21 protein-coding genes and 1 riboswitch are annotated in these 19,510 nt (G+C 37.1%); of the genes, 11 read left to right on the top strand and 10 right to left on the bottom strand.

The genetic code is table 11. The features are described 5' to 3' along the window. Window positions 1-118: 118 nt before the first annotated feature. From DLJ74_RS01515 to trhA, 3 genes are all read left to right on the top strand, one after another. Window positions 119-808: a polysaccharide deacetylase family protein gene (locus tag DLJ74_RS01515; RefSeq protein WP_054861054.1), complete on the top strand. Its 690-nt coding sequence runs from the start codon at window positions 119-121 to the stop codon at window positions 806-808. A gap of 105 nt (window positions 809-913) precedes the next feature. Beyond that, window positions 914-1,462 (top strand): PepSY domain-containing protein, encoded by a 549-nt coding sequence (locus DLJ74_RS01520; protein ID WP_109983056.1) that lies wholly within the window; start codon window positions 914-916, stop codon window positions 1,460-1,462. 74 nt (window positions 1,463-1,536) lie between these two features. Then, window positions 1,537-2,184 (top strand): PAQR family membrane homeostasis protein TrhA, encoded by a 648-nt coding sequence (gene trhA, locus DLJ74_RS01525; protein ID WP_109983057.1) that lies wholly within the window; start codon window positions 1,537-1,539, stop codon window positions 2,182-2,184. A gap of 171 nt (window positions 2,185-2,355) precedes the next feature. On the opposite strand, the gene DLJ74_RS01530 is transcribed toward trhA, so the two are convergent. The 4 genes from DLJ74_RS01530 to DLJ74_RS01545 form a co-directional block, all read right to left on the bottom strand. After that, on the bottom strand, window positions 2,356-2,670 hold the full coding sequence (locus tag DLJ74_RS01530; RefSeq protein ID WP_054861056.1) for a DMT family transporter: 315 nt from the start codon (window positions 2,668-2,670) through the stop codon (window positions 2,356-2,358). Further along, window positions 2,670-3,011 (bottom strand): DMT family transporter, encoded by a 342-nt coding sequence (locus DLJ74_RS01535; protein WP_054788542.1) that lies wholly within the window; start codon window positions 3,009-3,011, stop codon window positions 2,670-2,672. The genes DLJ74_RS01530 and DLJ74_RS01535 overlap by 1 nt, the downstream gene beginning before the upstream one ends. A 47-nt stretch (window positions 3,012-3,058) precedes the next feature. Next, window positions 3,059-3,159, bottom strand: a riboswitch (guanidine-I (ykkC/yxkD leader). Beyond that, a complete protein-coding gene (locus tag DLJ74_RS01540; protein WP_109983058.1) occupies window positions 3,159-4,709 on the bottom strand; it encodes a Na+/H+ antiporter NhaC family protein in 1,551 nt (516 codons plus the stop codon). Its footprint overlaps the riboswitch before it by 1 nt. Window positions 4,710-4,849: 140 nt before the next feature. Then, a complete protein-coding gene (locus tag DLJ74_RS01545) occupies window positions 4,850-7,549 on the bottom strand; it encodes a choice-of-anchor I family protein (RefSeq protein ID WP_109983059.1) in 2,700 nt (899 codons plus the stop codon). Between the two features lie 285 nt (window positions 7,550-7,834). Here DLJ74_RS01545 and DLJ74_RS01550 point away from each other — a divergent pair, with 285 nt between their 5' ends. Then, on the top strand, window positions 7,835-8,263 hold the full coding sequence (locus tag DLJ74_RS01550) for a DUF2512 family protein (RefSeq protein WP_054861059.1): 429 nt from the start codon (window positions 7,835-7,837) through the stop codon (window positions 8,261-8,263). A 19-nt stretch (window positions 8,264-8,282) separates the two neighbouring features. Here DLJ74_RS01550 and DLJ74_RS20275 read toward each other — a convergent pair whose 3' ends face one another. Further along, a complete protein-coding gene (locus DLJ74_RS20275) occupies window positions 8,283-8,561 on the bottom strand; it encodes a hypothetical protein (protein ID WP_146202418.1) in 279 nt (92 codons plus the stop codon). Between the two features lie 954 nt (window positions 8,562-9,515). After that, complete coding sequence (locus tag DLJ74_RS01560) at window positions 9,516-9,716, bottom strand: hypothetical protein (RefSeq protein WP_054788537.1); 201 nt, start codon at window positions 9,714-9,716, stop codon at window positions 9,516-9,518. Window positions 9,717-9,968: 252 nt separating this feature from the next. Between DLJ74_RS01560 and DLJ74_RS01565 the strand changes: the two genes are divergently transcribed. The 7 genes from DLJ74_RS01565 (at window position 9,969) to DLJ74_RS01595 (ending at window position 16,070) form a co-directional block, all read left to right on the top strand. Next, window positions 9,969-10,658: a response regulator transcription factor gene (locus DLJ74_RS01565; RefSeq protein ID WP_109983060.1), complete on the top strand. Its 690-nt coding sequence runs from the start codon at window positions 9,969-9,971 to the stop codon at window positions 10,656-10,658. 82 nt (window positions 10,659-10,740) lie between these two features. Then, window positions 10,741-11,664: an ATP-binding cassette domain-containing protein gene (locus tag DLJ74_RS01570; RefSeq protein ID WP_109983088.1), complete on the top strand. Its 924-nt coding sequence runs from the start codon at window positions 10,741-10,743 to the stop codon at window positions 11,662-11,664. Then, window positions 11,657-12,424 (top strand): ABC transporter permease, encoded by a 768-nt coding sequence (locus tag DLJ74_RS01575; RefSeq protein ID WP_109983061.1) that lies wholly within the window; start codon window positions 11,657-11,659, stop codon window positions 12,422-12,424. The genes DLJ74_RS01570 and DLJ74_RS01575 overlap by 8 nt, the downstream gene beginning before the upstream one ends. Window positions 12,425-12,446: 22 nt before the next feature. Beyond that, on the top strand, window positions 12,447-13,355 hold the full coding sequence (locus DLJ74_RS01580; protein WP_054861060.1) for a sensor histidine kinase: 909 nt from the start codon (window positions 12,447-12,449) through the stop codon (window positions 13,353-13,355). A 17-nt stretch (window positions 13,356-13,372) separates the two neighbouring features. After that, on the top strand, window positions 13,373-14,812 hold the full coding sequence (locus DLJ74_RS01585; RefSeq protein WP_109983089.1) for a serine hydrolase domain-containing protein: 1,440 nt from the start codon (window positions 13,373-13,375) through the stop codon (window positions 14,810-14,812). Window positions 14,813-15,140: 328 nt separating this feature from the next. After that, window positions 15,141-15,494 carry a DUF4064 domain-containing protein gene (locus DLJ74_RS01590; RefSeq protein ID WP_109983062.1) on the top strand — a complete coding sequence of 118 codons (354 nt, stop codon included), beginning with the start codon at window positions 15,141-15,143 and terminating at the stop codon, window positions 15,492-15,494. Window positions 15,495-15,515: 21 nt separating this feature from the next. Further along, on the top strand, window positions 15,516-16,070 hold the full coding sequence (locus tag DLJ74_RS01595) for a DUF4352 domain-containing protein (RefSeq protein ID WP_054861061.1): 555 nt from the start codon (window positions 15,516-15,518) through the stop codon (window positions 16,068-16,070). Window positions 16,071-16,119: 49 nt separating this feature from the next. On the opposite strand, the gene DLJ74_RS01600 is transcribed toward DLJ74_RS01595, so the two are convergent. The 4 genes from DLJ74_RS01600 to DLJ74_RS01615 are packed head-to-tail and all read right to left on the bottom strand — an operon-like array spanning window position 16,120 to window position 19,480. After that, entirely contained in the window at window positions 16,120-17,094 is a 975-nt protein-coding gene (locus DLJ74_RS01600; RefSeq protein WP_109983063.1) for an NAD(P)H-quinone oxidoreductase, read from the bottom strand. A gap of 28 nt (window positions 17,095-17,122) precedes the next feature. Further along, complete coding sequence (locus tag DLJ74_RS01605; RefSeq protein WP_109983090.1) at window positions 17,123-17,854, bottom strand: nucleotidyltransferase family protein; 732 nt, start codon at window positions 17,852-17,854, stop codon at window positions 17,123-17,125. A gap of 5 nt (window positions 17,855-17,859) precedes the next feature. Then, window positions 17,860-19,056: a GHMP family kinase ATP-binding protein gene (locus DLJ74_RS01610; RefSeq protein WP_109983064.1), complete on the bottom strand. Its 1,197-nt coding sequence runs from the start codon at window positions 19,054-19,056 to the stop codon at window positions 17,860-17,862. A 13-nt stretch (window positions 19,057-19,069) separates the two neighbouring features. Continuing rightward, window positions 19,070-19,480 (bottom strand): VOC family protein, encoded by a 411-nt coding sequence (locus DLJ74_RS01615; RefSeq protein ID WP_109983091.1) that lies wholly within the window; start codon window positions 19,478-19,480, stop codon window positions 19,070-19,072. Window positions 19,481-19,510: the final 30 nt, after the last annotated feature.

Raw genomic sequence — 19,510 nt, forward strand, 5'->3', positions numbered from 1 at the left:
TAAGTTTATCCAAACAACAAACTATTTTGCCATATTTATGACGAATTTTTTTTATTTTATGTACTATCCTACCAAACTAGAACTTATAATATAATAAAAATAAAAAGGAAGCGATAGGATGAAACGAAAAATCACGCTGATAGTCTGTTGTTTTATTGGAATAGTATGCCTTCTGTTTGCTTCAGCCTATTACCTTATGAATGCAAGAAGTTTTCAGATTTTTGGAGGACTAACCAATCAAGTAGAAACAGATGAGTTGGTGGTGGCTCTAACCTTTGATGATGGGCCGACTGAAAAGGTAGATGCTATTCTCGCATTATTGGATGATTATCAAGCAAAAGCTACGTTCTTTTTAATAGGGAAGGATATGAAGAACAACCCACAACAAACTAGAAAAATTGTAGAGGCTGGCCATCAAATTGGAAATCACACCTTTTCTCATGAAAGAATGATATTCCAATCACAACAATTTATTAAGCAGGAAATAACGAAGACAGATCAATTAATTCGCGAGGCAGGCTATCAAGAAGAAATTGATTTCCGTCCTCCTTTTGGCAAAAAGCTTTTCGGTCTACCCTATTATTTATCGAAGCACGATCGAGAAACGATTACATGGAACATAGAACCAGATACAGCAGAGGATAAGTTAGCGTATGTGCAAGAAAAAATAGAACCAGGCTCCATTATCCTTTTACACCCGATGTATGATCAATCAGGTGAAGAGCTTCAGCTATTGGAAGAAATCCTTCAATTATTAACGAGTCAAGGCTACTCCTTTATTACAGTGGATGAATTGCAGAATTTATAAGATAGACTTATTGTGAATTCTAATCAAATTCTCATTTTTCTCTTATTCTTCTCTCATTTCTAAAAGGTATAGTGAAGATGAATAGAAATGAAGGAGGAAGAAAACATGAAAAAAGTACTATTAGTAGGAGCAGCTGTCACAACCGTTATTTTTGGTGGAGTCACGATTGCATGGGCTTCCACTGATAATCAGGAAGCGATAACGGCCGAACAAGCTTTGAAAACAGCATTTGCGCAGGCTGACGGATTTATCGAGGAAGTTGATCTTTCCTTCGAAGAGGATGATCATTATTACGAAGTAGAAATCGAAAGCAGAACCGGTGAATATGAATTTCAAGTCGATGCCTCTACTGGAAAACTACTGAAATCACAGGATCGTACCAAGGAAGATGCAGAAGAGTATGATGATACGCATTATCCAAATAAGCCAGCCAATCTAACATCCTTTACTGAGTATAGTACAGTCGTCGAACAAGTCGACACAAACGGATTAACATTCCATTTGGAAAAAGATAATCCCGGGAGTCGAATTATGTTTCTTGTCAATGGGGATAAAGAGAAACAGTATAAAATCATCTACAAAAAAGAGGAGCATTTTCTAAAAATTATTGATCTAATGGAAAATGACCAAGTATACAGTGGATTTATTTCTTAGGATAGCGATCTATTTGCATTCCACTCTAGATAGGAAGATAATAGGATAGAGAAAGTAGAGAAAGGAAGCAAATAATGGGATCTACACATGAATTTACGCTAGGAGAAGAAATCGCCAATGCTATTACCCATGGCATTGGAATGGTATTAAGTATTGCGGGATTAGTCATTTTGATCGTAAATGCCTCACTATTCGGAACACCATGGCATATTGTTAGCTTTACTTTATTTGGTGTGACGATGGTATTACTTTATACATCCTCGACTCTTGTACATAGCTTACCAAAGGGAAGAGCGAAAAATATTTTTGAAATACTGGATCATTCTTCGATTTATTTTTTTATTGCCGGATCTTACACCCCATTCTTATTCATCATTGTTAAAGGCTGGGAAGGCTGGACACTTTTTGGCGTCATTTGGGGGCTAGCCATTGGCGGGACTGTTTTCAAGGTGTTTTTCGTCAAGAAATTTTTAATGATTTCTACCCTTCTTTATGTTCTGATGGGCTGGCTAATTGTATTTGTATGGCCACCACTTGTCGACAACCTACATCCCAATGGGTTAATGCTTTTAATTATCGGCGGTGTGCTGTACACAGTTGGGGCTGTCTTCTATGTTTGGCGAGGCTTCAAATACCATCATGCAATTTGGCATTTATTTGTATTAGGTGGTAGCATTACACACTTCTTTAGTGTACTATTATATGTTTTACCACTTTATTAAAATGCTGCTGTTACACTCCCTTTAGATAGCTGAAGGGAGTATTTTTTTACTCAGAGCATCGTTTGTTATTTTTATTTTGGTTATCTCGTTTGATCGTTTGATACAACCATTATTATCTTGGTTATCTCGCCCTAATAGACCAACCCCCTGCTCCCCCTTAAACGCCTTTAATCAAGAAATCAATTTCAAGCCAACAACCGATCCGATGATTAATAAAAGGAAGAAGATTCGTTTTCTATCCTTCGGTTCATGAAAGAACAACATACCAACTAGTACTCCACCTGCTGCACCTATTCCTGTCCAAATTGCATAAGCGGTACCCATGGAGATCGTTTCTAGAGCATAGGTTAAGCCAACAAAGCTAATCATAAAGCTTACGATCATCCCCAATAAATCGAATCCCTTTTTCGTCATATGCCATCTGCTAATCATCATCACACCCGCTGTTTCGAATAAACCTGAAAGAACAAGTATAATCCAGTCCATTACGCTTCTCCTCCTTTATCCGCATGCTGATCTGTCGTTATTTTCAAACCAATTACTCCCACTAAAAGAAGCACAATAAGCAAAATCTTTCCGAGATGGAATTCTCCGCCAAAAACGAGCATCTCCATGGAAACAGTTCCTGCTGTCCCGAGCCCAACAAACACTGCATAGCTCGTACCTGCAGGAAGCTTTTGTCCACTCATTATCAGAAAATAAAAGCTGATAACAATAGCAACAAATGTGCCTGACCACTCCAGAACACTATCCGCATGTTTTAAACCGATCACCCATATTACCTCGAAAATTGCTGCAATAAAAACCTTTAACCATTCCTTATACATAAAAAAACCCCCTCTTCTTAAAATAAAAAAGCCTAAGAGATTGATTCATCTCCCAGGCTTTTATCCCTCCGTGTCACAGCTAGCAGCAGCTGTGTGTCTTCTCTCGGACCTGACCAATTTTTATTGCGGAACCCTAGAAGACCTTATTTATTCACTTTGTCTTTTATTCCAAATAAACCAAACTACAAATAATAGTATCGTAACAAAAGCCATAAGTAAAGCAATGCCAATTTGATCGGTTATTCCTAAGAATAAATAGCCGATTCCAGCCGCTAATGCACTGATAAAGGCATATGGTAGTTGGGTGATTACATGATCCATGTGATCCGAACCAGCACCGGTTGAGGATAAGATCGACGTATCAGAGATTGGTGAACAATGATCTCCAAAGACAGAGCCTGCAAGCACTGCTGCCATTGCAGGGATCACATAAGATACATCATATAAAACAGCTATTTGTGCGGCGATCGGAAGCATAATTCCAAAAGTTCCCCATGATGTCCCAGTGGCTAATGCCATAAATCCGGCTAGAATAAATAATAATAAAGCTAAATAGTCAGGATTAAAGGCAACCTTATCGATTAATTGCGCCAAGAAACCACCAGTATCAATAATTTCAATGATGGCACCAATCATCCATGCTAATACTAAAATATAAATTGCTGGCATCATGGACAGTGTGCCCTTCCAGCTAATTTTCGCAATAGAAAGCTGGCGGTTTGGTAATCGTAAATAGAGCAACAATGCTGTTATTACAGAAAATAATCCTCCAACAAATAACGAGAGATTCACGTTCGTATTTTCAAAAAGCTTGAGCACCGTTGCCTCTTCATCTAATGCCATTTTGCCCGTTACTAACATAGCTGCAACCGTTGCAACAATAAGAACGGCAATAGGAATAACAAGATCGATTATTTTTCCATGCTTATTGAAAATATGAACTTCCTTTGCTTGTACTGCGGCTATATTCTTTGCAGGATCTAACACTTCTCCAGTACGAAGAGCGCGCTTCTCATGTTTTTTCATTGCCCCTATATTAATATTCAATAAGGCTACAAGAAGAACGAACACGATCGCTACTAGTGCATAAATATTATAAGGAATCATTTTCACAAATGCCTCTAATGGCTGATATTCGACGATTTCGTTTGCGACAAAAATAGAGCCTAGTGTGCCAATAATATAAGCGCCCCAGCTGGATATCGGTGTAATAACCGTTACAGGTGCGGAGGTCGAATCAATAAAATAAGCAAGCTTCGCGCGGGATATTTTATGACGATCGGTGACAGGTCTAGCTATTTGCCCTACTGCCAAGCTATTGAAATAATCATCAATGAAAATAAGGATCCCTAATGCAAATGGCATAATTTGTGCATTTTTTCGTGTTTTGATTTTATTTATTGCCCAATCCCCGAAGGCCTTGCTTCCACCAGATGCCGTCATAAAAACGGTCATGATACCAAGCAGGATGAGAAAAACTAATAAATAAAAATTCCCAACATTCCATCCATCTGTAGTATAAAAAATATCACGAAACACAAGCCATATTTGTTGTATCGCAAGAAGAATATCGAAATCATGTATGAGTAATGCACCAACGATGATGCCTGTTCCTAATGATAATAATAATTTCCTTGTCCACAGGACTAATACAAGCATTAATACTGCAGGAATTAATGAATAAAGTGTTCCTTCCAAATTGATAACCTCCACGTTCTTTCATTCCAATTGATACAGAAAAAAAAACAGCAATAGTATTTATTCTATCACTGTTTTATCTATCATATAATTTTACTTTTTATAGTGTACCAATTTCTTATCCATATGTCATCTGTTTTTTACTTTTCTTGCTCGATTCTTTTTCTTCTAGCAGCTGTTAGAATAACAAGACTAATCCCGATCACAAGTATCAATCCACCAATTAACAACCAGTTATACGTAAATGTAGCAGTATTAGGAAGGTAATGCTCCTCTGACGTCACTTTATCCGTTTTGTTTTCTTCATTCTTCACTATCGGTTCTTCCTTTTTTTCTTGTGCTACCTGATTGGTCGATTCCATAAGATTTTCTGGTAAAAAAACAGCAAACTTCGCTAATCGGGTACTATCTACTGTAAGCCAGCTCTGGTCTATCACACCGCCCATTTCCTTCCAGGAAGAGGAGTTTTGATCCCAATGGTATATTTGATGATCTTGATCTGGGTCTTCTAGTAAAAAGGATAGTTGAAATAGCGATGTAACAGCTTGACCTTCTTGTTCAAATATTACCTCATACACATTTGTCTCCGCTTGCTCTGCTTTTTCAAGCTCGGATGCTTTAACTTTGTTCATATACAAGGTTAGCGACTTATCTGTCTGGAACGATTTCAAATCAAATTTCAAACGAACATCCGGTTTTATAATATGAACTTGACTATTTCTATCCTTTAACCTCTTCAACTGTTCTGGTGAAAAGACAACTTTTGTCTGGTCCTTTTCCACTGGTACATGTAACTCTAGCACTCCATTGTCAGCTAAATTATTGGTGGCTTCCTCTTGTAGAAAAAACCCATCCTTTTCTGATACAAGATCTGTCGTAATGAAGCTTGCTAATCTCGTTACATGTAACTCATATAGCTCTTTTGTGCCGTCTTCTGCCGTTACCTCGATCTGGAAAAAATTATCGCCCGGTGCTAGCTTCTGAACTTTTGTGAGATCTTTTTCTCCATTTATCGTAACCGTTGCGGAACTGGAATGAGCAATTGGAGAAAGGGTCAGTTCTTCGATTGTCTCTGCTACTTCTACCTCATATTTTTTTACATCAGGAGAAAAGCTTGGCGTAAGCTTTCCATTATCTAGCTTCAAATCTTCTAGGCTGGCATCTGAGCTCTTTCCCAGTTCATAAGCTGCTATCGTTCCACTAACTTCATGTGCAACTAATAAAACTGGATTCCCTGTTGGACTTTTCTCTCCAGGAATAAAGGTCAATCCCTCTGGTGCAATATCTCCACTATCCCTTGTTACCTCCATATCTAATGACTGAAAATTTCTTGTTGTAAAATAGGAATCAAAAGTTGGCGCATTTGGATTTGTTAAATCATACACCATGATGCCACCTTGACGCTCTAAACCGATGAAGGCATAATCTGTTCCATTAACACGCCCAGTGATGACACTTTCTGGTTCTACGCCTTTATCATCACTCCTCGATTCAAAGCTATCGTCATCATTATTCGAATGAAAATAGGTTGGGTTAAATTCGGCTATATATCGTTCAAACTCAGATCCACTATCATATACGAGTTCCAGCGTATCTGCACTCCATAAGGAAAAAGAGCGTCCGCCAAAGCCATAGATCGCTTCGTACTTACCAGTTTCATTCATTGGATGAGAAATAGAGGTTTTTAAACGACCAAGCTGCTCTTCTTCAAACAATCCATTTTCGACTAAGCTATCTAATTCCTTTTGTGTATAACCTTGATATAGGTCTCCACGAAGCTCATATTTATCCTGTAAATCCTTCACACGAGCTTCCTCTGAAAAAGCATCCCAATCCTGGGCATCCCCTTCATTTGCTGTTAGGATATAGGATTTTCCGTTTATTTCGATCAAATCCATTCCATCCGGCTGATAAAGGGATAGAACCGGCCAATTACGGATATTGACCTGATCATCTTTATCGGAACCATCTAATTGATTGGATGAAATAGAATAATCCTTATACCCAAGGCTTTTCACTGTAGTAAATTTTCCTGTTATTAGATTTAGCTTGGCCATGGCATTTGCTTCCTGTAAAACAATATAAGCATAATCACTTGTTGGCTCTACGACAATGTATTCTGGTTCAAGATCCTCCGCATATGTACTTTCAGGGTGTACCTTTCGAACATCCTCTTCCACTATTTGGTCAGAAAATCTTGCAGTAGTGACTTTTAGCTCCACACCCTTTTTCACTCCACCTGACACATCAATAATGCTTACAGAGCCTTCAGGGTTTACTGAATAATCATCACTCGGCTCTCCTTCATTAGCAACTAAAACCTTTTTTCCATCAGGGGTAATTGTGACCATATCTGGTAAAGCTCCAACTTCTACTGTTGTTAGGACATCACCGGATGTAGTCAAAAAAACAACATGGCCTGGATTTACTTTATTCACTGCAGGAACGCTTATCGCAATAAAGCGACCAGCTGGATCGTTTACCACGCTTGTAACATCACCGGCTTCAATCCCTAAATCACTTAAGGTAATCCTCTTTAGCAAAGGGATTTCCTTCTTACCTTCACCGAGTACAGACAAATCCATGATGTCTAATGATTTCTCAGAACCATTAACCGAAAAAGCATGTTTAGTTGTAGGATCATATGCCACTATTTCTGTTCCACCATCATCGATCGGGGCACCACTGTTATACCTTCCGATAAAATTAACCGCTAGCGACTGTTCCTTATCCGAATAATAACTTAATTCATTCTCTGCTGCATTTATCATGAGTGGCTTGAAAGTAAAGATAGTAAAAAACAGACAACTAACGATGAGAGCACGAAAGAATTTCAACATAAAAGCTCCACTCCTCTATTTCATATATCTCTACAATTTTAACGCTCGAAAATGAAGCTATTATGTAGAAAAAGTAAAATATTTGTAAAGAACAAGGAAATTCCTCATTCATCTACGCGAAAGATTATTCAAGATATTCATTTCATTCTCGACAAAATTAAATGATGGAATTATTTCCTGGGGAATATTGTCACAATACGTAGTTTATTTAGAAGAGGATGTATATTTCCTTTCTTTAAAACACATTATAATGTGTGAGACAGATTGGGAAGAAGAGGTGAAGAAATGGAGTTTTGGAGAGCAATCGGATTAAAATTGTTATTTACAGTTATTACCATATTGTCATTGCTTGCTATTTTTAGTGAAGCAAATCTACGTAGTATGATAGGAATCACCCTATTTGTTTTTGCTGTTTCCTTTTTAATTGGTGATTTAGTTATTCTACGAAAAGTAAGTAGTATCACGGCTACCATTATCGATTTTCCTCTCTATTTATTGCTATTATGGATCTCTTGTGACTTTTTCTTATTTGCTGATATATTAGAAACATACGGCATTCCACTAATGGGGGCCACTTTTTTGACAATACTTGAGCCATTTGTTCATATAAGATTACGTTATGCAGCAAGAAAATCTAAACCTAACTTTTCCAGCCAAGCTTACCTAACGGAGTCTAGTCAGGAAATTATAGAAAAAGATGAGGAAAATGACTAGAGGTCCTCATCTTTTTTTCTTATGGTATCCAGTTGGCAATTTGCTCGGCCCTCACTCTCCAGCCTTCTGGGAATCCATTTGTAGCAATCATCTTTGCTATTGGCTGAACTCCGGCCAAATATCTGCTTAACACTTCTAGCGATTTAAAAATAAAGTCCAGACCATGACTTTTCAAAACAAAGACAGAATAATAACTTAATAATGAGAAATGGCAAATGCAGGCATCACTGTAGCTAGGTAATCTCAAAGCCAGCAGTCTTGTCTTCACTGTCGGTGCCAATGTCAGCCCAATTTGCATGCTTATCTATTTTATCTAGAGTGTTTTGGACACTGTCCGGAAGATTAAATGTTTTAGTTGCAGCTACCAAAACATCAAGATCAGCATGTCCAACAATTTCAATTGCTGTAAATCATTAGGAAATACCACTAATACTCCATGTACCAAAAGTAGCTTGTAAACCTTTTACTTAAGCTGCCGTCAAATTCTGTGCGTTCTCTTTCGAAATACACTATTCCCATTTAACTCCTCTCTTTTATTCTTACTTACACTTAAAGGAAGTTACAATTCGAAAAAAACAACCATATGAGTTATTTTTTCTGGTAAAGTTTAGGTTTTACTATGCAGCAATTAATTTATATGAGCAAATGTAAAAAAGGTGCTACTATCAGAGGAATCGATAGACAAAAAAGGGATTTCAGATATTATTTAGCAAATAAAAACCTAATTTCATTTCTTTAAGATTGAAATTAGGTTTAGTATCTAATAGTAAATATGTAACTCTTTTAATCCCTTTTTTGAGAGAAACTCCTTAGACAGAACTTATAAATCAAAGTTAGTAAAAGAAGTGATAAGTGTAGTAATGGTGCTAAACTTAAAATTACTACCGCTGTTTGTTCGTGAAGCATCATATTCCTATTAATTATAATCTGAATCACTAGGGCTATTGTAATAAAACCTAGCATTATATAATGTAAGATTTTATTGTTAGATGAAAAATATGCAACAAAGATAAAAAAGGTAGAAATAAAATGAAGAATTTGAACTTGCAGAGCTTCTGTTGTTGTAAATGAAATAGGGATGTCAGATGATATAAATACCTGATATAAAAATACCAAAATACCTAAACAATATCCCACTACGAACAATACAGATGAGAAAGTAATATTTCGATCTGAATTCATATCATTACCTCCAACTTTTAAAATTTTTCTTCCGTATTTGGAATAAACGAGTAAATTGTAAACAGACAGGCTATATAAGAAAGCCTATATCTGTATAAATTCCTATTTTCCGTTCTATAGTAATTTTTAAAGAAGATCCTAACACACTCATCAATGCTGCAATAGTAGCACCAGAAAATATTAAAATACCAGTGTTTTTAGTCTCTCCAAATTTTAACCAGTCATTTACTCGGTCCCAAATAAACAATAACTCACTTCCAATATCCCCCATTAAATCCTCCATCTTTATAGTGACAATGTTATTATAACTGCAAAGGTATTATAAACATATCTGAAAACAAAAAATGTTCACCAGAGTATGATTCCTTTCATTAAAAGAAAAGTAAGGGCTTGCTTAACAATACTCAGCTTCCAAAATCCAGTTGATGGCATCATTACTTTTCTAGAGATTTCTCTATTTTATCATGGTAAACTGAAGCTGAAATATAAATGATTTTCTTAGTAAAAAGAAAGGGGAACATAAGTGGACCAGCACATTAACATATTAGTAGTAGAGGATGATAATGATATTAACCAGCTTTTATGCAAAATTATTAAAAAAAGCAGCTATTTCCCACAACCTGCTTATTCTGGTACAGAGGCAATGATCTATTTAGATAAGCAAAAATGGGATTTGGTACTGCTAGATTTAATGCTTCCAGGCATGAATGGAGAAGAAATCCTAGAAATCATGTTTAAGAGATCTATTCCTGTCATCATCATTTCAGCAAAAAATGAACAAAAGACAAAAATTAATAGTCTTCGAGCTGGTGCAGATGATTTTATTTCAAAGCCATTTGATGTAGAAGAAGTATCTGCCCGTATTGATTCACTATTACGAAGATATAGATATAGTCATAAAACAAATAGAAGAAGCAAGTTGATGTATAAAGATATCCAGATTGATTTAGATGCCAAATCAGTAATAGTGAATGATATTACTCTACCTTTGACAGTCCGTGAATATGCGATATTAACCCTTCTTTTGTCATCTCCCCAAAAGGTCTTTTCAAAATCGAATTTATTCGAAAGTGTATGGAACGAACCTTATCATGGGGATGATAATACAATAAATGTCCATATGAGTAATTTACGGCATAAGCTCAGTAAGGCGAATCCAGAAGAAGAATATATAGAAACTATTTGGGGAATGGGATATCGACTGAAATCTTAAGGTTTTCTTAAGGTTTATCTTAAGCCTTTCTTATGGTTTAATGTTTATACTATTTTTAGTAGAGACAGGGAGGCTAATCATGATGAATGAATACATTTTAAGAACCAACAAACTCTCCAAAAAGTACAAAAATCATTTCGCACTGAAGGATATTGATATTACGATCAGAAAAGGAGAAATTTATGGATTCATTGGTTTGAATGGTGCAGGAAAATCAACGATGTTACGGTTAGTAACTGGACTCACCTTTCCAACAAGTGGATCTATCGAGTTATTTGGAAACGATAATCCAAAATATTTAAGAAGTGCACAAAAAAGAATTGGTGCGATTATCGAAAATCCAGCCCTGTTCTCAAATATGACTGCTACTGAAAACTTGGAGGTCCAAAGACTTCAAAAAGGTGTTCCTGGAAAAGAGTGTATTTATCAAACATTAGAGCTTGTGGATCTTAAGGAGACTGGTAAGAAAAAGGTGAAGGACTTTTCCCTTGGAATGAAGCAGAGGCTTGGGCTTGGAATGGCATTATTAAGTGATCCAGAATTCTTAATTCTTGATGAACCAACTAATGGATTGGACCCTATGGGAATTGTCGAACTGAGAAGATTAATAAAGAAATTAAATCGCGAAAAAGGACTGACGGTTTTAATTTCAAGCCACATATTAAGTGAGCTCCATCAGTTAGCAACGAGTTTCTGTATCATCCATGACGGAAAACGGTTAGAAGAACTCTCCTCAGAAGAACTGGACGAAAAATGCAGACAGCATTTACGAATTAAAGTCGATCGCCCAGCTCTAGGGGCTACAGTATTGGAAAACACATTAGCCACGAACGATTTTGAGGTAATGCCAGATGGGTCCATTAAACTATACGCTTATCTTGAGGATGTCGTTACCGTTTCGCGTGCATTAACAAACAATGGGCTTGTAATACAGCATCTCTCACAAAATGGGGACAGTCTGGAAGGCTATTTTTCCATGCTTATAGGAGGGGGAGAGCATGACTAATTTAATCAGGGTCGAAATTTTCAAATTAGTACAAAGCAAAACGCTTTGGTTACTCATTATAATCATAACAGGATTAAGTACACTGTTACATTCTCTAGTGATAACAGACTGGTGGCAATTATCGGGAACAGAGTTTGATCGAGCACAATTAAGTGAACTAAATGCATTATCGGCTTTTACCTTACCATTACTGTTTAGCTTCATCGTCAGTGCATTAGCTGGTTTTCATGTCTCAACCGAGTTTTCACAAAGCGGTGTAATCAAAAACCAAATAATAAGTGGTCATCATATAGCCTACATTTATATGGCGAAATATCTTGTTTTTTCACTTGGCTCTATTATCGTGACCATACTAATACCACTTTTGACAGCAATTATTTTAGTCTTACTATTTGGCCACGGGGACCTTATAAACCTTTCCAATTTCACGTATCTAGGAAGAGCATTTAGTTTATTTACATTACAATTTCTTTGTTTTACAGCAGTTGTGTTATGGATAGCTATTGGTACAGGAGATAGTGGACAAACCATTATTTTTACACTGTTATTATCCATTATAATGTTTATCATCGAAAAATTTCTAACCTATCCAGTTATTCAGCTGTTGTACGAGAATAGCTTCTTCTATCAATTTAGTGAAGTTTTCCACTATTCTATGACCACCGGTGAGATTCTAAAATCGATTGTCATTGCCATCATATCACTAATTGTCATCCTTAGCGGGGGAATGTTTGTTTTTAACCGAAAAGAAATCAAATAATGAAAGGTAAGCGGGTGGGAAGATGTTAGTTGTAACCATCATTATACTATGTGTAACTATTTATTTACTCAGTCGCTTCATTGCTTTTAAAAAAGAAGTGAAAAAGCTAACCAAACAGCTACAAATCTATCGTAATCGAAAAACTAATAAAAAAATCGATTTAGCCCTTTTCGATCAAGATATCGAAAACCTCGCATTCGAAATGAATAAGCTTATTGATTTGTACATGAACGAGTATAGAAAAAGAGTTCATTTTGAAAACGAGCAGCAACAGGCAATTGCGAATATGTCGCATGATTTACGAACACCATTAACTTCTATTTTAGGATACATTCAGATGGCTGAATCCAACAACGCTACAGATCTTGAAAAAAAAGAATGGTTAACCACCGCAAAAAATCGTGCCAAAAGATTGGAAGCATTGTTAAATGACTTTTTCGAGCTAAGCATTATCGAATCAAAGGACCATCTACTAGAAACAAAAACAATCAATTTGAGAAACCTTACCATTGATATCTTAATGAGCTTTTATGATCGTTTTAGTGAAAAAGGGATGGAACCCATCCTTCATTTGCCAAAACAGGATATATTCATTATCTCTGATGAAATAGCCGTTACGAGAGTGATGGAAAATCTAATTTCCAATGCCATAACCCACTCAGATGGCACTATTATGATTAGTTTAGAAGAAAAAGAATCAAAAGTAAGATTACTAGTTATAAATGACGCCTCTTCATTAACGGATAAGGATATCGAGCGAATGTTTGACCGATTTTATATGGCAGATCAGTCCCGTTCAGGCAAAAGCACTGGACTCGGCTTGTCGATTGCCAAAGCTTTAATGAAAAAAATGAATGGGACCATTTCTGGACGTTTAGATCAGGATCAGCTGTCAATCATCTGTGAATGGGAGTTAGCAAAGAATAAATGACCATGGGAGTGGACGATATGTGTAAGAAAATAGGTTTTCTTTTAATATTAATTATTTTGTGGAATCAACCTTTACTCGTTCTAGCGTCTGAGTCCTTCAATACATCAGAAGTGGATCAATATGTGACCAATTACCTTGAAAGAAATGGACTTCCTGGAGCTTCAATTGTAGTCGTAAAGGACGGTAAGCTAGTATACGAAAAAGGATATGGTCACGATTCTGATGGCAATCCCATCACAGAAAAGTCGTTGATGAGAATTGGTTCTGTTTCGAAAACATTTACAGCATTTGCTGTATTACAACTAGTGGAACAAGGTAAAATTCAGTTAGATGAGCCAGTAGTAAAATATCTATCAACGGTTAAACTCGATGATCCCAGATGGAAAGATGTAACGATACGACAGCTTTTAAGTCACACTTCAGGTCTACCGAATCCAACGATTGTCGCACCTGCTAATACGTTAAAGGAAGGTGTAAAACGGCTACAGGACTGGAAGCTTCAGTCAGATCCTGGAACGAAATATGCCTATAGCAATCCTAATTACTGGCTCCTAGCTTTTTTAGTAGAAAAAGTAAGTGGTATGGATTTTGTAGATTATCTTAACCAGCAAGTTTTCCAACCACTTGGGATGCATGATTCCTTTACAGCTGTAAATTCTGGGGATTTTGTAAAAGGATTACCTAAAGGATATGTAACTGCTTACGGAACTGCCATACCTTGGAAAGAGCTTGAAAAAATGTTCATGGGGTCAGGAGGCGTAGTTTCTACAGCATCAGATATGGGAAAATGGCTATCGATGCATACGAACCAGGGGAAAAACCAAGCAGGAGAACAGCTATTATCACAAAAGCTATTAGATGAATCCTATTCCTCACAACCTAAGAGTGAGAAATATGGACTTGGCTGGTCCTTAAGTTCTTCCAATACAAAGCCTGCCCGTCTATCGCATAGTGGTGCGTTAACGACTTATCAAGCACAACAAGATATCGTGCCGAGTAGCGGTTACGCTGTAGCAGTTTTACTCAATAGCTTTACCCCTACACTTGAGCACGCTTATGAAATTAGTTCAGGAATTATTCAACTAACAGAGGAACAAAAACCAGAATTAAAAGCCCCTGTCCCAACAATTATTGACCTTTCAATCGGTTTCCTTACAGTGATTTGGTTAGTTCTGGGGATAAGAGGAGTCCTACGAAGCGGAAAATGGGTGGCTAAACGACAAGAACAACCGGCTTGGAGATTTTATGCAAGACTCACCCCTCAAATCGTTCCTGTTCTCGGGATTGGATGGTTGTTCTTTATTGTTCCAGCTTTACAAAATAATAGTTCAACCACAACCGACGCATTCGGCCTCTACCCTGCTGCCATGGTTCTATTATCGATCATTTTTATCACAGGATTGGCTGTTACCATATGGAGAGTGTTTTATAAGGTAAGGCAAAATAGGAGACTTTAACTTTCATGCAAGATAAATATAGATAATGGTCAAAAAAGAAAGAATGGTAGAATAGAACTCCAATTTTATGGTAGTTCTATTTTTTATATTTATTTCTCTGTCTTTCTTTGATAGAAGATATGCCATTTCTTTCACTTCTAATCATTATAGGTCTATAATATCATGAAACACTCTTGAATATTTAGGTTTATATAACTATAATAATAAGGGTGGCATACGCAATTAGTATGACTTAGAGAGTGAAAGCCTGGGTAAACAGTAATTTGTTATAATCATAATTACTTATTTGAAAGTGATTTTGATAAAAATAAAAAAAGGAGGACTAAATATGAAGAGAACAACAGAATTTGTTCTAGGATTAATAGGTGGCTTTTTTGGCTTTATTGGTGCTATTTTAGCACTATTCGTTGGAGGAATCGATGCTGCATTCAGCAGTGATGGAACAAGTGAAATAACAGCCTTAGGTTGGCTAGCATTTTTCTTCTCTGCTTTAGCCATTGTTGGATCCGTTCTTGTTAAATCGAAGGCCAAAGCTGGTGGCATTTTATTAATAATATCTGCTATTGGAGGTATCATCAGTATTTCAATGTTCTACTTAGTTCCTGCTATTCTAATAATTATTGCAGGGTTTATGGGATTATTCAGAAAAGACAAACAAGAAAAGAAAGAATCAGTAGCATAAATTTTTGGGGGTAAAAGTACATTGAAAAAATTATTTCATATCGCAATGGTATTATTTTTTGTTTTTTTATTAACTGCATGTGGAGAATCAGAAATTGAAAAAGTAGATTCAAAAACAACTGATGAGTCTACTGAAGAAAATAGTAACGAAACTACGGAGAAGAAAGAAGCGCCAGAAACACAAAATCTCTCTATTGGTGATACTGTTGATTTTGATGGTGTAAAACTCACGTTAAATGAAGCAAGAATTGAACCAGGTGGAGAATTTGATCAGCCACAAAATGACCAATTTATTGTTGTTAATTTGACTGCTGAGAATACTACAGAGGAAGAACAGGTTATTTCATCCATCATAAACGTCGAGTTAAAAGATAGTGAGGGTTATGCATATAGTACCACCTTTCTGACAGAAGGGATAAAAGCACAGTTAGACGGATCAATTGAGCCAGGCGGTACTCTACGTGGTGAAATCCCGTTTGATGTCCCTACATCTGATACGTATGAATTACATTTCTCGAACCCATTTACTTCTGGTAAAGCAATTTGGAAGATACCTTCTGACCAATTAGTAAAATAGTAACGAGGCGCACATCACGTGCGCGCTCGTGCTAGCAATATGCAAAAAATTATCTCACCTTCAATAGAATCTTCCCGATATTCTGATTCGCTTCCATTCTCTCATGGGCTTTCTGTACCTCTTCTATAGGAAATACCGTATCGATAATTGGTTGAATACGTCCATTTTCGAATAGTGGTAGGACCCTTGATGAAAAATCCTCTGACAGCTCTGCTTTGTATACATCACTACGAGGTGTTAGTAATGTCCCCGTTAGTTGAACTCGTTTTGCCATGATGTCCATAAGTCGAACCTTTTCCACAGTACTACCACCAAGCACACCAATTAAAACCCATCTTCCATCGACCGCAATGCTTTGGTAATTTCTCTCCCAATAGCTGGCTCCAATAAAATCTAAAATTAAGGAAACACCTTTTCCATCTGTCTCTTTTTTCACTTCTTCTTCAAAGTCTTGTTCCTTATAATTGATGGTAACGTCGGCTCCAAGCTCTCGACATACCTTTAATTTATTGGCAGATCCTGCTGTTACCAGCACCTGGGCCTTGCTTAACTGTTTGGCTAGTTGAATCGCAGCAGTTCCAACTCCGCTTCCCCCTGCATGGATAAGAACTGATTCGCTCGCTTGCAGCTTACCGATCCAATATAAGGTTTGGTATGCCGTTAAAAATACCTCAGGAATGGCCGCCGCCTCTTCAAAGGATAGGGAGTTAGGAATCTTGATCGCCCGTTTCGCTGGCATAATCGCATATTCCGCATAGGCTCCACCATTAACAAGTCCCATTACACGCTCTCCAGTTGAAACCTGAGGATCAGAGGAATCCACGACAACTCCCGCTACCTCAATTCCTATAATAGGATTCGTCGCATAGCCTGATTTTCCCTCTCGTTGAAGTATATCTGTTCGATTAATGGCTGTTGCATGTACTTCAATTAATAGCTGATTTTCCTCTATTGTTGGCTTCGGTCTCTCTACATATGCTAGTTGATCAGCTCCCCCAGGATTTATCGCTACTACACCTTTCATTTATGGAACACTTCCTTCCAACATCCACTTATTGAAATATTTGCTTCACTTTTTCATAGCTTTCTAATGTGCCAATATCGATCCTTTTCCCTTCAAAAGTATATCCATAAACATCCTTTTGTCTAATAAGCCATGGGATAAAGTGACCAGGTGCATCTGGATTATTTCCTTCTTCCAGATATTGTTTAATGAGCGGGGTTGTCTCTTTTTTGTATAGATAAAAAGGTGGAGCCGCTAGACTTGATTTTGGTATTTTAGGCTTCTCTTCAAATGACAACACCTTTCCGCTTTGATCCACTTCGACAACCCCTGTATGCTGTAACTCTTTTAGGCTACCCAATGAGTGAACAGTTATACAATCCGTTCCTTTAGCAAAAAAATAATCGATAAAATCGGTTAAAGCAAATTCGAATAAATTGTCCCCTGCTAAAATTAATAGATCATCATTGATTTCTTTTTCCTCTAATACGAATTGAAGATCTGCTATCGCACCTAAGCGGTTTTCATTAGAGGTTGTTTGATCATTGACGACTATAATTTTCTTTTTCCCTTTATACCGATCTGCCCATGTTAAGAAATCTTGATAAAATCGAGCATTCGTGACAATGAACACTTCATCGATTAGTTGTACATCATCTATTTTATCGATAATGTAATCGATAATCGTTTTTTTCCCGATCTTTAGTAAAGGTTTTGCCGTATGCTTTGTGAGTGGATAAAGCCTTGTTGCATAACCGGCTGCTAATATAATTGCTTTCATCATTGTCACCCCTCTTCTACTTGCTCTATCAATCTTGCTCCATCACCAATTTCACAAAAATAAACCTTGTACTGATCTTTAAATTTTGGATGCTGTGTTGGATAGATCGTTTCGATCGCATGTTTGATTTGCTGCTTATATTTAGGATTAATGAATCCAATACAACAACCTCGATAGCCTGCTCCACTGAATCTTGCACCATAAACACCATTTAATTCCTTTAAAATTTGATAAATCGTAACGAGCTCTGGACAACCACATTCATATTGATCGATCGAGCTTTGACCTGAAGCAAACATTAGCTGACCAAATCGATGAATGTCCCCAGCTGACCAAGCCTTGATCCCTTCTATTACTCGTTCCTGTTCTGAATAGTAATGGTCCAATCTTTTTTGAAATCTACCAGGAACTTGATCTCGATATGTGTGATAAATTTGATCTGGAATATCACGAAGTTTAACCTCCGCAAGATTCGTTTGATTAAGCGTACCTAATTCCTGTAAAAGCCAACCACCAACCCGACATTCATCCACTCGATTATTGTAGTCTGTACTAATTAAAGACTTACTAACACCTGAATAGACAACGATCACCTCAAATTCAGGCATATCGTTAGGTCTATCCATTAACTGATGATTTCCCATTTTACAATCAACAGTCAAGAGATGCCCTTTCCTACTTAATAAATTCGCTGATTGATCAAGAATCCCATTTTTTAGCCCGATATAGCTCGTTTCTACATCATGACTATAGTAAACGAGGTCCTCCTTTTTTACATTCAATTGATTCACATGACATAGTGCCAATAAATAGGCGGTAGTTACAGCAGCGGAGGAACTTAATCCTCCAATTGGTAGCCTGCCACTAATTACGGCACGAAAACCTGTCGTTAATTTCTGATCCTTGCTTAAGGCAAGCACTGCACCTCGTGCATAATTTCCCCAAGAGCCTGGTAGCATTTCCGGGACACGATCAATATGGAAATACTCTTCATCAGGAAAATCAGCACTTTGAATCCGAACATAACCATCATCACTTGCAGAAAAAACCATCTCTACATTTTCATCTAAAGCGAGTCCTGTCACGATACCGCCTTGATGATCCACATGTGCACCTAATGGACATATCCTTAATGGGGAAAGAACAGCGCTTAATGTGTCATCTCCATATACATCCTTATATAACTGTATTAACTCATGCATTTTTTATCCCTCTTTACTTTCCTTTGAGATGTGGAGAATCTGGCATTAGTTGCATGAATTCAATCCTATTCCCATCAGGATCTGTTGCCCAGCACTGGTAATTGTGATCGACACCTTTTGTAGGCTCCACATCTAATGGCCAGCCTTTCTTGTTCAAGTGATCCGCTATCTGGTGAATATCCTCCACCTCTAAGCATAGATGATGATAACCAGCAGCATTTTCTGGTTGAAGAGTGCCATCCTTCCCATGGTAGAAAAGCTCGATAAATTGCCGTTCACTAATTTTAAGATAGACAATCCAAGGTTCATCCTGTTCATTATGGAGTTCAAACGCTTTTTCCAGTCCTAGTACATCACAATAAAAGCTTAACGATCTTTCCATATCCCGCACAAAATAAGCTGTATGACCAATTCCCTTTATCACCATAGATTCCTCCTCTATTTTTAGCTAAAT

Source organism: Gracilibacillus dipsosauri (genome assembly GCF_003176895.1).
In the GTDB taxonomy this organism is placed as follows: domain Bacteria; phylum Bacillota; class Bacilli; order Bacillales; family Amphibacillaceae; genus Gracilibacillus; species Gracilibacillus dipsosauri.

What these genes read in the sequence shown, in the direction of transcription:
- DLJ74_RS01515 (WP_054861054.1), top strand. Translation starts at nt 119, where the DNA reads ATGAAACGAAAAATCACGCTGATAGTCTGTTGTTTTATTGGAATAGTA.
- DLJ74_RS01520 (WP_109983056.1), top strand. Translation starts at nt 914, where the DNA reads ATGAAAAAAGTACTATTAGTAGGAGCAGCTGTCACAACCGTTATTTTT.
- trhA (WP_109983057.1), top strand. Translation starts at nt 1,537, where the DNA reads ATGGGATCTACACATGAATTTACGCTAGGAGAAGAAATCGCCAATGCT.
- DLJ74_RS01530 (WP_054861056.1), bottom strand. Translation starts at nt 2,670, where the DNA reads ATGGACTGGATTATACTTGTTCTTTCAGGTTTATTCGAAACAGCGGGT.
- DLJ74_RS01535 (WP_054788542.1), bottom strand. Translation starts at nt 3,011, where the DNA reads ATGTATAAGGAATGGTTAAAGGTTTTTATTGCAGCAATTTTCGAGGTA.
- DLJ74_RS01545 (WP_109983059.1), bottom strand. Translation starts at nt 7,549, where the DNA reads ATGTTGAAATTCTTTCGTGCTCTCATCGTTAGTTGTCTGTTTTTTACT.
- DLJ74_RS01550 (WP_054861059.1), top strand. Translation starts at nt 7,835, where the DNA reads ATGGAGTTTTGGAGAGCAATCGGATTAAAATTGTTATTTACAGTTATT.
- DLJ74_RS20275 (WP_146202418.1), bottom strand. Translation starts at nt 8,561, where the DNA reads ATGCAAATTGGGCTGACATTGGCACCGACAGTGAAGACAAGACTGCTG.
- DLJ74_RS01560 (WP_054788537.1), bottom strand. Translation starts at nt 9,716, where the DNA reads ATGGGGGATATTGGAAGTGAGTTATTGTTTATTTGGGACCGAGTAAAT.
- DLJ74_RS01570 (WP_109983088.1), top strand. Translation starts at nt 10,741, where the DNA reads ATGAATGAATACATTTTAAGAACCAACAAACTCTCCAAAAAGTACAAA.
- DLJ74_RS01575 (WP_109983061.1), top strand. Translation starts at nt 11,657, where the DNA reads ATGACTAATTTAATCAGGGTCGAAATTTTCAAATTAGTACAAAGCAAA.
- DLJ74_RS01580 (WP_054861060.1), top strand. Translation starts at nt 12,447, where the DNA reads ATGTTAGTTGTAACCATCATTATACTATGTGTAACTATTTATTTACTC.
- DLJ74_RS01585 (WP_109983089.1), top strand. Translation starts at nt 13,373, where the DNA reads ATGTGTAAGAAAATAGGTTTTCTTTTAATATTAATTATTTTGTGGAAT.
- DLJ74_RS01590 (WP_109983062.1), top strand. Translation starts at nt 15,141, where the DNA reads ATGAAGAGAACAACAGAATTTGTTCTAGGATTAATAGGTGGCTTTTTT.
- DLJ74_RS01600 (WP_109983063.1), bottom strand. Translation starts at nt 17,094, where the DNA reads ATGAAAGGTGTAGTAGCGATAAATCCTGGGGGAGCTGATCAACTAGCA.
- DLJ74_RS01605 (WP_109983090.1), bottom strand. Translation starts at nt 17,854, where the DNA reads ATGAAAGCAATTATATTAGCAGCCGGTTATGCAACAAGGCTTTATCCA.
- DLJ74_RS01610 (WP_109983064.1), bottom strand. Translation starts at nt 19,056, where the DNA reads ATGCATGAGTTAATACAGTTATATAAGGATGTATATGGAGATGACACA.